This window comes from Sphingobium sp. OAS761, from assembly GCF_024168485.1.
GTDB lineage: Bacteria > Pseudomonadota > Alphaproteobacteria > Sphingomonadales > Sphingomonadaceae > Sphingobium.
In genome coordinates this window covers 70,908-85,386 of record NZ_JALJVY010000003.1, presented here as the reverse complement: position 1 = coordinate 85,386, position 14,479 = coordinate 70,908, and the positions used below count along the sequence as shown (strand labels likewise).

The following is a 14,479-nucleotide window of genomic DNA, read 5'->3' as shown; positions in this document are numbered from 1 at the left end:
GAGTGAAGAACGACAAAAATGGCCGACGCCTGCGTTTTGCCCTGATCGGCGGCGGCCCTGGGTCCTTCATCGGCAGCGTGCACAGGATCGCGGCTGAACTGGACCGAGAGATTGAGCTGGTCGCTGGCGCGTTCAGCAGTGACGCTGCCCGATCGGCGGAGGCGGGGGCTGCTTTCCGGATCGATCCGGCGCGCGCTTATCCCGACCTCGCGGCGATGTTGAAGGCGGAAACAGCGCGGCCCGATGGGATCGACTTCGTCACGATCGCTACCCCCAATCATCATCACCTGCCTGCCGCGCGCGCCGCGCTGGAGGCTGGCATCGCCGTGATGAGCGATAAGCCGGCGACCGCGACGCTGGAGGAAGCGCGCGAACTCGCCGAAGTCGTGGCTGGCGCGGCGGTTCCTTATGCCCTGACCTACACCTATTCAGGCTATCCGTTGGTGCGTGAGGCGCGGGTGCGGATTGCGGCGGGCGACATCGGCCGCGTGACGAAGGTGATCGTCGAATATCCCCAGGGCTGGCTTGCTACCGAGGCGGACAGCAAGCAGGCGGCATGGCGGCTGGACCCCAAGCGCGCCGGGCCGGGCGGCTGCATCGCGGATATCGGTGTCCACGCCTTTCATCTGGTGGAATTCGTCACCGGGCTGCGTGTGACGCAGTTGCTCGCTGATTTGGGATCGGTCGTGCCCGGCCGCGCTTTGGACGACGACTGCCAACTGCTGCTGCGCTTTGAAAACGGCGCGCGCGGCGCGCTGTTCGCCTCGCAGATCATGATCGGCGAGCGCAACGGCCTGCGCCTGCGTATCCACGGAGATCGGGGTGGGATCGATTGGCGGCAGGAAGCGCCCAACATGCTGGTCGTTCATCATGGCGATGGGCGCACGGAGCTGGTCCAGGCAGGCGATGCGTCTCTGGGCGTGGATGCGACGGCAGGTCTACGCACACCGGGTGGGCATCCGGAAGGCTATCTGGAAGCCTTCGCCAATCTCTATCGCGACTTCGCCACGCTGCTGCGCGGTGGCACGGCACCCCTGTTGCCCGGCATGGCCGATGGCCTGCGCGGCATGGCGCTGATCGAGACCGCCGTTCACGCCAGCCGCAACGAAAGCGGCTGGGTCCCTCTCATCGTCTGAAGGAACTTATATGCGCACGATCAAGGGGCCGGGAATTTTCCTGGCGCAGTTCATTGGCGACGATGCGCCTTTCAACTCGCTGGACGCGATTGCGGATTGGGCGTCAAGCCTTGGCTACAAGGGGTTGCAGATCCCGACCAACGACCCGCGCTTCATCGATCTGGCCACTGCGGCGCAAAGTCAGGGTTATTGTGACGAAATCCTGGGCAAACTTCGCGATAAGGGCCTGTCCATCACCGAGTTGTCCACGCACCTGCAAGGGCAGCTGGTTGCGGTGCATCCGGCCTATGATACGCTGTTCGACGGCTTTGCCGCGCCTGAAGTCAGGGGGCGTCCCGATGCGCGGCAGGAATGGGCGATAAAGCAGCTGAAGCTGGCGGCGCAGGCCAGTCGGCGGCTGGGCCTGACCGCCCATGCGACTTTTTCAGGATCGCTGGCATGGCCCTATTTCTACCCTTGGCCCCAACGACCGGCGGGGATGATCGAAGAGGCCTTCGATGAACTGGCGCGGCGCTGGCGGCCGATCCTCGACACGTTCGACGAAAACGGAGTCGACCTGTCCTTTGAGATCCACCCTGGCGAGGATTTGCACGACGGGGCGACGTTCGAGATGTTCCTCGACCGCGTCGATCAGCACCCACGCGCCAATATCTTGTATGATCCCAGCCATTTCGTGTTGCAGCAGCTCGACTATCTGGCATTTCTCGACATCTATCATGCGCGGGTGAAGAGTTTCCACGTCAAGGATGCCGAGTTTCGTCCGTCCGGCCGGACCGGCGTCTATGGCGGATATCAATCCTGGGTCGATCGCCCGGGGCGCTTCCGCTCGCTGGGCGACGGGCAGGTGGATTTCGGGCAGATCTTTTCGAAGATGGCGCAATATGACTTTCCCGGCTGGGCAGTTCTTGAATGGGAATGCGCGCTGAAGCATCCTGAGCAAGGCGCGTCGGAGGGCGCGCCGTTTATCGCGCGACACATTATCCCTGTGACCAACCGGGCTTTCGACGATTTCGCGAAGGGTGGATGAGTTCGGTGACCTGCCAACTCGTTTCGAATTGTTATCTTCCGCAAGCACCGCAGATCACGGCCTCCCGTTCTTGCAAGACAGGTTTTGACGAAACGGTGATAATGCTCCCGTAGGGAACCAAGGATCTTTGCGCTAACGGACCAGGATCGAATTGGCTTTGGAGCAATTCGCGCCGCGAGGTGATCCTTGAATTCCGCGCCGGTACATGGTTACCTCCGGCCGCACTGCTTCTCAATCACTGAAGGTTCCTATGTAGAGCCCTGCTGCATGAGCTGACTTTCCGGTGGGATCCTTGATCGCAAAAGCTATGCGGCGGCCGTCGGGAGACACGATGGACTGATGCGCTTGTGCACCGGACCGGCTGACATTGGTAAGAGCCCGGCGAGACTTGCCGTCCATTGTGATGACGAAGATATCGAAACCCTTGCCCGAGTTGGCGGCGGCGATCTCCGCTGCGTTGCTTTTACCGGCGAAGCGCAGGATCTGCTCGACGCCCGGTTTGATGTGGGCGCTGATGCCGCGATAGGGGCCGTCCGGATCGGAATGAATATTCGCTTCTTCCAGCCCGTAGCGTTCGTCCGGGAAGACATGCGTTTCGTTGTGGGAGGGGGTTGCGTAGACCTTGCTTACGACCTTAGTCGCAATGTCGACCTTGTACATTTCGCTGTCGAGCGCGTCCATTTCGGTTGTCCAGAACATGACGCTCCGCCCGCCGTCAATGAAGTCATAGGCTTCGGGGAAGCTGGCGGGCCCTGGCTGGCCGGGACGGTAGGTGTAGAGCGCCTGCGGGTCAGCGAGGCGTGCGGTGCGTCCGTCATGAACCAGGCGCGCCTTGGTGAGTTCCAGGCCAGTGGCGGTCAGGCGCGACCAGGCGATGTCCACCGATCCATCGGCATTGGCTTTGCGTGCGATCGCGATGTCGCCCATGACGCCGCTGTCGAGTGACACCGGGCGAGCGAGCGACTTTGACATCCAGAAGAGCTGGGTGCGCGCTGCATCTGCTGCCCCGCCGCTGCCGCCCTTCATTCCCGGGGCGGCCTCGATCAGGAAGCTGTTGTCGGGCAGATAGAATATGCGGGTGACGAACTGGGTATCGCCGAACTTGCAGGTGAGGCAGCGGACCTTCTTCGCACGGACGTCGACCTCATAGGCGGGGCCGTCGACAAGGTCGTCCTTTGTGAAGGCGATGCGGCGGCCGTCGGGCGACCAGTTGGGTCGATTGCCCCAGTCCAGGAGCCGTTTCTGATGGAAGGGTGCTGTGAGATAGTCGATGCCGTCGTCCTTGGCCGTTGCAGCGGATATGGTCAGGGGCAGGGCTGCTGTGAGCAGGACCGCTTTTGCAACGCGGGCGGCGACAGTGGGCTTATCGCCGTGCAGGGAATGGCTCACGATTCAGGCTCCTTTTATCGATATTTTCAGCAGGCAGGGGCGGGGCTGCTGCCCAGGCTTTGTAGCACCGTCGCGCGGTTGGGGATCGAGGACGCCGCGCCGAAGGATTGGACGGCGATGGCCGCGGCGGCATTGGCCTCAATAGCGGCTTGGTCCGTCGGGTCGCCCCGTGCCAGGCCAGCGGCGAGATAGCCGCAAAAACAGTCGCCTGCGCCTGTCGTGTCGACCACCGTCGCTCGCCGCCCCGCGATGCGTTGGATCGCATCCTCCTCAACGATCGCTAAACCGTCAGCGCCCAGGGTGACGAGCAGACTTTGGTCAGGCTGCAATCCTAGCAGGTGTCTGCTCAACAGCAGATTTTCGTCGTCGAACATCAATTCGGCGCGCGATCCCGCCAGCAGGGCCAATTCGCTTTCGTTGACGATCAGAAGGTCGCAGAGCGATAGTAAGGAAAGCGCGGCGGTGGATGCGGGTGCGGCGTTGAGGATGGTGCAGGCCCCTGCGGCCCGAGCATGTTGGAACAGGGCGGCCGTGGCTGGAATGGGCGTTTCCATCTGGGCGACGCAGACATCTTCCGGGCCGAGATCGGCTTCTGCGGCCAGCGTGGTGTCGACGTCGCTGTTCGCGCCTGCGATGTGGATGATCTGATTATCTTGCGGCGATGTCGCCACCACCGCGCAGCCCGTGGTGGAGGCCGTGGTGCGTATGCGGCCGGTATCGACGCCGTAGCCGTTAAGCGCTGCCACCATGTTGGCGCCGTCCCCATCCTGTCCGACAGCGGCCAGCAAGATGCAGGGCGCCCCGGCGCGGGCCGCGCCGACTGCCTGGTTAGCGCCCTTGCCGCCGAGTTGGCGGGTCAGACTGATTCCCGACACGGTTTCTCCCGGAGCGGGGAGGCGCGGCGTGCTGACCAGAAGGTCGACATTGACGCTACCCAGCACGACGACCTTGCCCGCCATGGTCAACTGCCCTGTTCGAGCATGGCGAGCTTTGCGACGCGGCGGCGGAAATGTTCTTCGTCGCTGAACTGCGCTGCCAGGAAATGGCGGATGATGTCGAGCGCGATCTGCGGCCCGGTAATCCATGCGCCGATGCACAATACGTTGACGTCGTCATGCACGACGGCCTGCCGTGCCACATAGGTGTCGTGCGCCACGGCTGCGCGAATACCGCGTACCTTGTTGGCGGCGATACATGCCCCAGCACCCGTTCCGCACAACAGGATGACGCGATCCGTCTGCTTGTCGAGTATGGCCTGGACCGCGCGGCGGGTGATGTCGGGAAAGTCCACCGGTTCTTCCGACTGCGCGCCGACATCGATGATGCGCTCGCTATGGCGTCCAAGCAAGTCGAGCACCGGCAGGCGCAGCGGGAAACCGGCATGATCGTTGGCAAAGCCGATGACGTCCCGGAAGGGAATATGCCGTTCGTCACCTGGCAATGTTTCTGGTTTGCGCATTGATCCCCCGGAACCCTTGCCAGCTCCGCTTCCGCAGTCTTTTACTGGCGGAATCGAACTGCTCACTGGCGCTTTAATATCTCTGTGGTATTACCAGTTCAAAATCCGATCAAGGGGGGAGCCAAATGATGCAGACCGAGGGGCGCGCGATGGAGCGCGGCAGGCTCGCGGCCTTTTGCATCACCGCGCTGGCGATCCAGGCTTATGCGACCCTGGTCACGGTTTTCCTCCCCGAATTTTACGCCAATGCGCTGTCTTTGCCGGTAGCTGCGGTCGGCACCGCCTTCATGACTGTGCGGGTGCTGGACCTGATGATCGACCCGTTGCTCGGCGGGATGATGGACGCCACCCGATCACGATGGGGGCGGTACCGCCCCTGGCTGGCCGCAAGCGCGCCGATCCTGATGTTGTCGACCTATGCACTTTTCCAAGCGGAGCGGGGAGTCGGCATGCCCTATCTGTGGGCATGGTTGTTCATCGCCTTCATCGGATTTTCCATGATCGTGCTGTCGCACCTCGCCTGGACAGCGACCCTTGCGACTGGCGCGGCGGAGCGAACACGCATCTTCGCCTGGTGGCAGATTTTCGCCACGGCGGGCCAGTTTTCGATCCTGGCAATATTGCCGCTGGTAGCGCGTGCCTATCCGGACGATCCGGCCGCGGGCATGCATGCGGCGGGCTGGGTCATGATCGTGCTTATCCCGGCAGCGATCCTGCTGGCGCTTAAGAGCACGCCGGAAAAGCAGCCGGCGGAAGGCGCGCAATCTGTCCTTGCATTGGGCGATTATGTCGCGCTCTTTTCGCAGGGGTCGGTCGTGCGGCTGGTGTTGGCGGACCTGCTGATTGCCCTGTCGACCGGCGTCGCCAACGCTGTGGCGCTGTTTTTCTACATGGGGCAGCTGGGGTTTGACCGGGCGGCGGCGAGCACGCTGATCCTGATCGCCTATGCCGCAGCTTTCGCCGGAACGCCGCTGTTTGCAAAGCTTGCGGGGCGGATCGGCAAGGCGCGCGCGCTGCAAGTCGGCGCCCTGATACAGGCTGCCCTCCAACTGCTTATGGCTGTGCAGCCCGCAAACGCCTTTTGGCTGACAGCGGCCAATGTCGCCGCGCTCGGCCTTTGCATTCCTATCGCATGGTTCCTGCCGCGCGCCCTGATGGCCGACGTCGCCGACGCTACGCGTGCCCGCTTTGGCGTCGATCGCACGGGTCTGCTATATGCAACGCTCAACGGGTCGATGAAGTTGGCGCTTGGGTTGGCGGTCGGCCTTGCGTTTCTGCTGCTTGGCTGGCTAGGCTTTGATCCCGCCCATTCCAGCGACCCGCGCAACGCTTTGCCGCTGCGCACATTGATCGGCATCGTGCCCGCGCTGTTTTCCCTTGGCGTGGTCCTGTGCATGATGCGTTATCCCGAAACCGTCCTGCGCGAGGCGAGCCGCAAGGCCGCACTCGCCTGAACCTTCCATATTGAAAGACACTGCCGATGAACCGTCGCGACCTCCTCAAATCCTCTGCCTTGTTGATGCTGGCTGCCGGCATGCCCGCCATGGCGCGGCGCAAGTCTACGTCCTTGCTTGGCGAGGACGGCGCGGGCGTTCAGCTCTACATGTTCGATCCGGACCTCAATCGCGATTTTGACGGCGCGCTTGCCAGTATTGCAGGGGCAGGCGTCCGGTCCGTGGAGCTTGCGTCGCTGCACCGGCGTTCGGCTGCGGAATTCCGTGCTGGATTGGACAGAGCGGGCCTTAAATGCCGCAGCGCGCATGTCGCCGCTTCCTCGTCGGTGCCCGGGGCAAGCGCGCTCAACTTCGATGATCTCGACAAGCTGGTGGAGCAACTCAATATCCTGGGTTCGCGCAACGCCGTGCTGCCGCTGTTCCAGTTCCCCAAGGACCCGGTCTGGGGCCCGCCGGTGTCCTTCATGTCGCTGATGAAGCCGGACGGGCCGCCGATCACCGCCGACCGTTACGAGCGCATGGCCGACTTTCTCAATGAGAAGGGCGCCGGGCTCAAAAAGCATGGCATCCGCATCGGCTACCACAATCATAACGGCGAATTAGCGCCCTTGGGGGACAAGACCGGTTTGCAGATCCTGCTGGAAAGGACGGACCCGAGCATTGTCGATTTCGAAATGGATGCGGGCTGGCTGGCCGCCGCCGGGCAGGACCCCGTCGTCTGGCTCAAACGCTATCGTGGCCGCTTCACCCAGATGCATGTGAAGGACATCGCGGCAGGGACGGAGGTCAATTACCACATGCGGCAGAAGCCGACCGAAGTCGGTTCCGGCACGATGGACTGGCCCGCCATCCTGAAAGCGGCGCGCGGCGCGGGCGTGCGCAACTTCTTTGTCGAGCAAGAGCCGCCTTTCCCCGGCGCGCGCATCGACTCCCTCAACAAGAGCCTTTCCTTTCTTCGCACGCTGGAAACCGGACGGTGAGCCGACGCCTTATCAGTCGCACGGCTATCCTGGCTTTCCTGATGGTGGGCGCCACGCCCGGGCAAGCGCAAAATGAAGCCGCAGCTACATTGTTGTTTGACGATGTGACCGACACCCATGTCCCCGTCTCCAAATATCTCCACGCGCTGGACGTTGCGCTGGTGGACGTGGATGGCGACGGCGATCTGGACGCGGTGCTTGCCGTCGAGATGGGCGCAAACCGGCTTTATATCAATGATGGCCAAGGGCGTTTCACCTGGAAGCAGGGCGCCCTCGGCACCAAGGCGCATGATAGCGAACATGTGCTGTCGGCGGATTTCAATCGTGACGGATATCCCGACCTGATCTTCGTTGCCGAGGAGGATCACGCTCACCAACTGTTCCTCGGCGGGCCGGGAGGGGTGTTTACCGAAGCGTCGGAGCGCTTGCCTGAAATGAGCGAGGGCAATGGCCTGGCCGTGGCCGACGTCAATGGCGATGGCTTGCCCGACATCATCGTGGGCAATTCGGCGGAGGAGCGCCCCGGCAAACCCCGCGCTTCGGGTCAGAATTTCCTTTGGCTTAACGATCCCGAACGGCCCGGCACATTCATCGACGCCACGTCGACGCACTTGCCTGCCTATGAGGATGATACGCAGGACATGGCTTTGGCGGATGTCGATGGCGACGGCGATCTCGACATGGTGGTCGCCAACGAAAGCCCGCCAAACCGTCTGCTGCTGAACGACGGCAAAGGGCATTTTCGTGAGGCGTCAAAAGGTCTCCAGCTTCGGACGCCGATGGAAACGCGCGAGGTGCATATGTTCGACGCCAATGGCGACGGGCGGCCCGATATCCTGTTCCTGAACCTTACCAGCAACAACAAGAAATGGGACAAGGACCCGCAAGCGCGGCTGCTGATCAACAAGGGGCGTGGCCGGTTCCGCGACGAAACCAAGTCTCGGCTACCCGTCAACCGCTTCTCCAGCTGGGGCGGAATGGTGATGGATTTCAACCATGATGGTCATCCCGACCTGATCGTCGGGGCGATCGATGTGCCCGGGTTCACGCCGTTGCAGCTGCGCGCCTATGCCAATGATGGCAAGGGCCGCTTCAGCGACGTGACGGCGACCGTCGTGCCGCCCGCCGCTGTAGGGCGCAGCTGGAGCATGGCGAAAGGCGACGTCAATGGAGACGGCGTCGAAGACCTGTTCGTCGGTGCCTGGGGGACGCAGGCGCGCCTGCTGCTGGGCAACAAGGCCGAGTAGATATGCTTTGACGTGTTCCGCCAGATGGAATTGCCGGAGCCTGCAAAAGTTGCAATTTGCAGGTTCGCGCACCGCTTTGTAAGGCCAGCGAATAGCGGCGGGCGAGGAACGGGCATTGACGGACGGGGACAAGGTGAAGGCGGCGCGTATCGCGCTCGCGCGGGAGATGTTCGACGTCGCCCTGTCAGCAGTGTCGGCTGAACGCTGTCTGCCGTCGCACTTGCCGCCACCCCCGCAAGGCCGGCGGCTTGTATTGGCGGTGGGCAAGGCAGGGGCGGCCATGGCCAGCGTCGCCCTTCGTCACTCCTCGCCGGGGACGCAGGCAATCATTCTCATTCCTTATGGCCATGGATTGCCGCCCGGCACATTGCCAACGGATGCGCTGATCATCGAGGCGGGGCATCCCCTGCCAGACCAGCACGGCTTGCAGGCGGCGCAGATGATCCAGGAAGCCGTGCGCGGGCTTGGCGAACAGGATCAGTTGCTGGCCCTGATTTCAGGTGGCGGATCGGCGCTGCTGGCGCTGCCCGTCGACGGCGTGTCGCTGGATGACAAGCGCCGGGTGACGCGCGAACTGCTACTGTGTGGGGCTACCATCTCGCAGATCAATTGCGTGCGCACGCACCTGTCGCAGGTAAAGGGTGGCCGTCTGGCCGCGCTGGCTCATCCGGCGCAGGTGGTCACCCTGGCCTTTTCCGACGTGCCGGGGGATGATCCTGCGCTGATCGCGTCCGGCCCGACCGTGGCGGATCGCACGACGCTGGAGGATGCACGCCGGGTGATCGAGCGCTATCGCATCGCCGTTCCCGACAATGTGATGGCGGTGTTGCACGATGATCGGCACGCGACGCCGCGCCCCGGATCGCCTGAACTTGCGCGGGCGGACACGCGGATCGTCGCGCGTAACCGCATGGCGTTGGAGGCTGCGGGAGAGGTGGCCAGGGCCGCGGGATATCAGCCAGTCTATCTGGGCGATGACCTCGAAGGCGATGCGACTGAACTTGGCATCGTTCACGCCGCGATTGCCCTGCACCACCAGCGCAAGGGCGGACGCTGGGCGCTGCTATCGGGCGGAGAAACCACGGTGCTGGTCGGCAACCCATCGGGTACCGGGGGGCGCAATAGCGAATATATGCTGAGCCTTGCCAAGTCGCTGGACGCCGCGCCCGGCATTTCCGCACTGGCGTGCGATACGGACGGCATTGATGGCGTGGGCGGGCACGCGGGGGCGATCGTTGATGAAAGCACGCTGGCGCGCGCCCGCGCCGCCGGTATTTCGGGAAGCGGGATGCTGCGCGAAAATAACAGCTTCGCCTTCTTCAAGGCGTTGGACGACCTGGTTTTCACCGGGCCAACACGCACCAACGTCAATGATTTTCGTGCGATCCTGATCGACGGTTAGTCGTGCGTGCGGCTTTCCTGCATTTTCCAGGCGGCGCCGATGGCGAAATGGCTAAGGATCAAATCGTCGGCCATGGCCTGGTCGCCGGCACGGACGGCGTCGTAAATCTTACGGTGGTGATCGACCAGATAATCCCGCGCTTTCGGGCTGTCTGATATTCGCCTGCGCCGTTCGACGTGCGAGCGTTCCAGCAGATGCGTGATCGTGCCGTAAACCGTCGACAATGCGGGCGAATGTGCGGCGGCGACCATCTGCGTGTGAAAATGAAGATCGGCGCGCCCCCCGCTCGCCACATCATTGATGGTCGCTTCGATTTCCTCCAGCGCCCGTTCGAGGTTGCGATGGTCTTCGGGCGTCGCCCGCGTGCAGGCGAGGCGCAGGGCCTGCCGTTCCAACGCGATCCGAACCTCGACAATGTCATCGATGATGGCGGGTTGCTGGGCAAGGGCCAGCGAGAAGAACTCGCCTAGAACCGACGCGTCGGGGATGCGCACCGTGCTGGCGCGGCCATGGCGCGTTTCCAGTACGCCGATCATTTCCATCGCGCGCACGGCTTCCCGCACGGCAGGGCGGCTTACTCCCAGGTTAAGCGCCAGTTCCCGTTCGCCCGGCAGGCGCTGGCCGGTCTCTACACCACCATTCACGAGCAGGTCGCGCAGATGCGCCAGCACCCGGCGATATCCAGAAGTCTCCGGCTCTATGGTGACGGCGGCGCACTCGATGGTCATAGCATGGCTTTACCGCTCGCCACCTTTTCTGGCCAGTGGTTAAGTCGTGCCGTCCATATGGTGAGACATCCACGGGCGCAGCTTGACTTGCGGCAGCGGGCAAGTTGCATCCGCAGGGCAAGGAGAAAGATCCATGAAGGCAAAGCAGATGTTGGCCGCCACGCTCTTGGCGGCAATACCCCTGTCGGCGCTCACGGCGCAGACCTTTACACGCGGCCAGGCCGTGCCCGCGACGATGCCGCTGGGGGACAAGCCGGGCAATCCCATTCAGGACATGCCACCCGGGCAGCGCCTCATATCCGCCTTTGGGGAACGCCCCGTCTTTTCGGCCAAGGGAGACAGGCTGGCGTTCATCGGCAAATCCTATGGTGACGCGTTCGAATATGACATGACGACAGGCCGCACGCGCAACCTGACCAGCCACGCCGCCAGCGAAGGCTATTTGCGGGTCCATTATCTTCCTGACGGCAGCTACATGCTGCTCGGCCCGCGTATTTTGGGCAAGACGCGCGAAGAAACGCGGCACGGTCGTATCCAGTTGTTCTGGATGGACGCTCAGGCGATGAGCGCGCCTGTACCACTGGGCATCACCGTGTTCGAAGGGATTGCCGTCAGCCCGCGCAGCAACATGATCGCCTGGGCCGAAGTGAAGGCAGCGGCGGGCGACAAGCCGCCATCGACAACCATCTACACCGGGCGGGTCGCGGTTGACGGGCAGTCGGCGAAGCTTGAAGATGTACGGGAAATCATCACCACGACCGAATGCTTCGTAGAAGCGCAGGATTTCCTGCCGGGCGATAAGGGACTGACCATGCCCTGCTATTATTATGGCAAGGGTCCGAAAGGCGTCGAGACCAAAGTCATGTCAGTGGACTTTGCGACCAAGAAGATCACTGAATATCCGACACCTTCGACCTTGTATAACGAGGTTGAGGGAATTTTCCCCGACGGCAAACGGACCTTGGTCGAATGTGCGCAGGATCGTTCGAAGGGCATGGATCTTTGCGTACTGGATCTTGATCCCAAAAAGCCCCGCTACACGCGCATGACCAACATCGTGCAATATGGCGGGTGGAAATACGGCAATCCTGTGGTGCGGCGCGATGGCCGAATGATCGCTGCGCAGGTTGGGTCGGCCGATGTGATCGACGCAGGCGTTGGCCAGGGTATCGTGTTGATGGACCTCGCTCCGGACTTCTGATCAGGCTTAGGGTGGGGAGGGGCGGTCAGCCGCCTCTCCCCGGTACCGTTGTCAGGTCATAGTGAGCTGCACCGCCTCAAACGTATCGACGGGCGGCAGATCGAACCACAGATGATCGCGATCGCCAGCGCGCCGTTTGCCTTGGACCGCCTTCCCGGCCACCAGCATCCGGGCGCTGCTTCCCACCGGGCCACGCACGCCAAGCTTCAGGCCTTGGGCGACCACCGGATCGCCATAATGGGTGTTGCGCTGGCCTGAGTAATTAATGATGTGGACCAGAATCTTGCCCGCCGCCGGTTGCCGCATCACCATCATCTCGATCGGACCGGGGCCTTCCAGAAGGAGGGGCGGCGGCGGGGCATAACGCGCGATCAGGCTTTCGAACAGCACACGGTGCGCGTCGATCCCGTCTCGATAATAGAGCCAGTCGGGGAGCCAGGGGACATGGACATGATGTCCCTTGCCATAAGGCATCACGAGCGCGCCCGCGTCGGTTCGCGCCGCTTCGCCGGGGCGGGCATAGGCAAATTCAGGCGGGCCGAAGCGCTGATCCGGCGCGAACGGGATGAGGTTCATCGCGCCGCTACGAGGCGTAACCGGAAAGAAAGTCTCGTCGATGGGCATCCGGCCCGGTCCCATGGGAATGGCCGCCTTGCTCATGTCGAGCGACCAGCCATGGCCATTGCGCGGTTGGCCAAAGCTGCTGACCGGGCTTGATTTCATCGCCGGGCTGCTGCGCGGCTTGCCGTCCTTTCCCAGCGCACCGGTATAGCCGGTGACGATGATCAGGCCACCGGCCGCCACGAAGGCGTCGAGAGCGGTGGCGTCGCTTTCATCCAACTTCATGATATGCGGCATGATGATGACATCATAGGCGCGATCACTCGTCGCCTTGGCCACTTGCATGCCGTTGGTCATCCAGAAGGGCAGGCGCGCGTCCACCAGCGCCTGATAAGCGCCCCGCTGCGCATTGGTGCTGTAGCGGGCAATCCCGGTACCGGCCGACTGGAAGAACGAACCCATATTATAGAGCGCGACCCGTGCGCCCGGTTGCAGTCCGGCATAATGCTGCTCATTGGCGGCATGCCAGTGAAACAGGCGCGAAATTGGCGGAAGATAGCGCGGGTCGTCCTGATCACCCAACGTGCCCATCAGGTAAAGGTCGAGCTTGGCTCCCGTGCCCAATGCCTGGGCGAAGCGCAGCAGATGATTGTCCGCGCTTTCTGTCACCTGCCGCCATGGATAGTCCATATGCGCGGTGGAGGTTGCGGAAAAAGCCTTGCCGGGTGCCAGCGCCATCAAGGCGCGCGTCTGTTCTCCCATCGCATAGGGCCATTCCGGAGCTTTGCGCGAAACACGCCGCTGCACCTCTCCGCGTGCGACCACGCCGCCGAAAAAGTCCATCAGCGGCACGTTGGGGCGTGCAGCCTTTATGACGTCGCGCGCCTTTGCTGACAATTCCGCCATGATGCGCGACTGAAATTGTTGATAGGCGCCCCAGCCGGGATCGGACCCATCATCGGTCCGGGGCAGTTCCAGCTTGTAAAGCTCGCGAAACCGCCGCTTGCAGTTGTCGCATACGCAAATGCCGTGATCGACATCGGCATAGTCGGTTCGGGCAAAGGCGGTCATGTTGAAGAACAGCCCGTCGACGTCGTGTCGCTCGACGCCCTCCTTCAAGATTTGCAGGCTATAGTCCTGCGCCCATCCGCCATTGGGACACGCCTGGTACGTCCCGGCATATTCGCGCGGAGTACCGTCGCGGTTGCGCATGAACCAGTCGGGATGCGCGTCATAGGCAGATTTCGTTCCCTTGGAGAGATCAAAGCGCCCGATATAGGCCAGGCTCTCTGCATGGGCGGCGGCGACCATTTCACCTGCGAAGTCGCTCTTCATGAACGGATTGCGATAATGGAGCGCCAACTGGGTAGGATAGAAGGCGACAATACCACCGATGTTTGACACGATGACGTTCGCGCCGAAAGCGCGGGTTTCGCGCGCGATTTTCCGGGGATCTTCCAGCACGTCGATCTCGCGCAGATTGGTCTGGAGGATGCGATATTCCTGCTCCCACCATCGCCGCCGATCAAAGCTGCCGCTTTCCACGGCTGCCCAGGCCTGATTGGGAAGTGCGCCCACAATCGCTGTCGCGGGCAGGGCGCGCACGAGATCGCGGCGCGAAATCCCGCCGTTCGCTTTCAGTTCCATCCCGCCTCATGCTCCTGATCTGTCTAGGACGTCCAAAGAACAGTCTGCCCCGACTGTGTCAGGCCGACAATCTTCCTGAGAACGGCGTTCCGCCCTGTGGAACAGTTTGCCTCTGAATGCCCGATCTGTTCCGCATCGCGGAAAGGCGAGTTTCGTTCCCATGCGCTCCAGCCTAGCGACGGCTGGCCAAGAGTGCCGAACCGACAGAGCCGGCGCGATTGAAGCGGACGTTGACCGACAACAGGGCA

Annotated in this window: 12 protein-coding genes; 7 read left to right on the top strand and 5 right to left on the bottom strand. The window is 62.6% G+C overall.

The window, feature by feature from the left end; all coding sequences use genetic code 11:
- The first annotated feature begins 2 nt into the window (after nt 1-2).
- Both J3E64_RS04815 and J3E64_RS04810 read left to right on the top strand, forming a co-directional pair.
- Nucleotides 3-1,136 carry a Gfo/Idh/MocA family protein gene (locus J3E64_RS04815; protein ID WP_253340409.1) on the top strand — a complete coding sequence of 378 codons (1,134 nt, stop codon included), beginning with the start codon at nt 3-5 and terminating at the stop codon, nt 1,134-1,136.
- Nucleotides 1,137-1,146: 10 nt separating this feature from the next.
- Entirely contained in the window at nt 1,147-2,163 is a 1,017-nt protein-coding gene (locus tag J3E64_RS04810; RefSeq protein WP_253340407.1) for a sugar phosphate isomerase/epimerase, read from the top strand.
- 231 nt (nt 2,164-2,394) lie between these two features.
- On the opposite strand, the gene J3E64_RS04805 is transcribed toward J3E64_RS04810, so the two are convergent.
- The 3 genes from J3E64_RS04805 to J3E64_RS04795 are packed head-to-tail and all read right to left on the bottom strand — an operon-like array spanning nt 2,395 to nt 5,011.
- Nucleotides 2,395-3,552 carry a hypothetical protein gene (locus J3E64_RS04805; protein WP_253340405.1) on the bottom strand — a complete coding sequence of 386 codons (1,158 nt, stop codon included), beginning with the start codon at nt 3,550-3,552 and terminating at the stop codon, nt 2,395-2,397.
- 26 nt (nt 3,553-3,578) lie between these two features.
- Nucleotides 3,579-4,511 carry a ribokinase gene (locus J3E64_RS04800; RefSeq protein ID WP_253340403.1) on the bottom strand — a complete coding sequence of 311 codons (933 nt, stop codon included), beginning with the start codon at nt 4,509-4,511 and terminating at the stop codon, nt 3,579-3,581.
- Nucleotides 4,512-4,513: 2 nt separating this feature from the next.
- Nucleotides 4,514-5,011: an RpiB/LacA/LacB family sugar-phosphate isomerase gene (locus J3E64_RS04795; RefSeq protein ID WP_253340401.1), complete on the bottom strand. Its 498-nt coding sequence runs from the start codon at nt 5,009-5,011 to the stop codon at nt 4,514-4,516.
- Between the two features lie 125 nt (nt 5,012-5,136).
- Between J3E64_RS04795 and J3E64_RS04790 the strand changes: the two genes are divergently transcribed.
- From J3E64_RS04790 to J3E64_RS04775, 4 genes are all read left to right on the top strand, one after another.
- Complete coding sequence (locus J3E64_RS04790) at nt 5,137-6,465, top strand: MFS transporter (RefSeq protein ID WP_253340399.1); 1,329 nt, start codon at nt 5,137-5,139, stop codon at nt 6,463-6,465.
- 26 nt (nt 6,466-6,491) lie between these two features.
- Nucleotides 6,492-7,445 carry a sugar phosphate isomerase/epimerase gene (locus J3E64_RS04785; RefSeq protein ID WP_253340397.1) on the top strand — a complete coding sequence of 318 codons (954 nt, stop codon included), beginning with the start codon at nt 6,492-6,494 and terminating at the stop codon, nt 7,443-7,445.
- A complete protein-coding gene (locus J3E64_RS04780; RefSeq protein WP_253340395.1) occupies nt 7,442-8,692 on the top strand; it encodes a VCBS repeat-containing protein in 1,251 nt (416 codons plus the stop codon). Before J3E64_RS04785 ends, J3E64_RS04780 begins: the two co-directional genes overlap by 4 nt.
- Before the next feature lie 115 nt (nt 8,693-8,807).
- Nucleotides 8,808-10,094: a glycerate kinase gene (locus tag J3E64_RS04775; protein WP_253340393.1), complete on the top strand. Its 1,287-nt coding sequence runs from the start codon at nt 8,808-8,810 to the stop codon at nt 10,092-10,094.
- On the opposite strand, the gene J3E64_RS04770 is transcribed toward J3E64_RS04775, so the two are convergent.
- Nucleotides 10,091-10,822, bottom strand: a complete 732-nt coding sequence (locus J3E64_RS04770; protein WP_253340391.1) for a FadR/GntR family transcriptional regulator — start codon at nt 10,820-10,822, stop codon at nt 10,091-10,093. The two genes, J3E64_RS04775 and J3E64_RS04770, sit on opposite strands and share 4 nt — an antisense overlap.
- A 133-nt stretch (nt 10,823-10,955) precedes the next feature.
- Between J3E64_RS04770 and J3E64_RS04765 the strand changes: the two genes are divergently transcribed.
- Complete coding sequence (locus J3E64_RS04765) at nt 10,956-12,023, top strand: hypothetical protein (protein WP_253340389.1); 1,068 nt, start codon at nt 10,956-10,958, stop codon at nt 12,021-12,023.
- Nucleotides 12,024-12,074: 51 nt separating this feature from the next.
- On the opposite strand, the gene J3E64_RS04760 is transcribed toward J3E64_RS04765, so the two are convergent.
- Complete coding sequence (locus J3E64_RS04760; RefSeq protein WP_253340387.1) at nt 12,075-14,231, bottom strand: alpha-amylase family protein; 2,157 nt, start codon at nt 14,229-14,231, stop codon at nt 12,075-12,077.
- Nucleotides 14,232-14,479 lie beyond the last annotated feature (248 nt).

What these genes read in the sequence shown, in the direction of transcription:
- J3E64_RS04810 (WP_253340407.1), top strand. Translation starts at nt 1,147, where the DNA reads ATGCGCACGATCAAGGGGCCGGGAATTTTCCTGGCGCAGTTCATTGGC.
- J3E64_RS04795 (WP_253340401.1), bottom strand. Translation starts at nt 5,011, where the DNA reads ATGCGCAAACCAGAAACATTGCCAGGTGACGAACGGCATATTCCCTTC.
- J3E64_RS04800 (WP_253340403.1), bottom strand. Translation starts at nt 4,511, where the DNA reads ATGGCGGGCAAGGTCGTCGTGCTGGGTAGCGTCAATGTCGACCTTCTG.
- J3E64_RS04785 (WP_253340397.1), top strand. Translation starts at nt 6,492, where the DNA reads ATGAACCGTCGCGACCTCCTCAAATCCTCTGCCTTGTTGATGCTGGCT.
- J3E64_RS04770 (WP_253340391.1), bottom strand. Translation starts at nt 10,822, where the DNA reads ATGACCATCGAGTGCGCCGCCGTCACCATAGAGCCGGAGACTTCTGGA.
- J3E64_RS04790 (WP_253340399.1), top strand. Translation starts at nt 5,137, where the DNA reads ATGATGCAGACCGAGGGGCGCGCGATGGAGCGCGGCAGGCTCGCGGCC.
- J3E64_RS04765 (WP_253340389.1), top strand. Translation starts at nt 10,956, where the DNA reads ATGAAGGCAAAGCAGATGTTGGCCGCCACGCTCTTGGCGGCAATACCC.
- J3E64_RS04760 (WP_253340387.1), bottom strand. Translation starts at nt 14,231, where the DNA reads ATGGAACTGAAAGCGAACGGCGGGATTTCGCGCCGCGATCTCGTGCGC.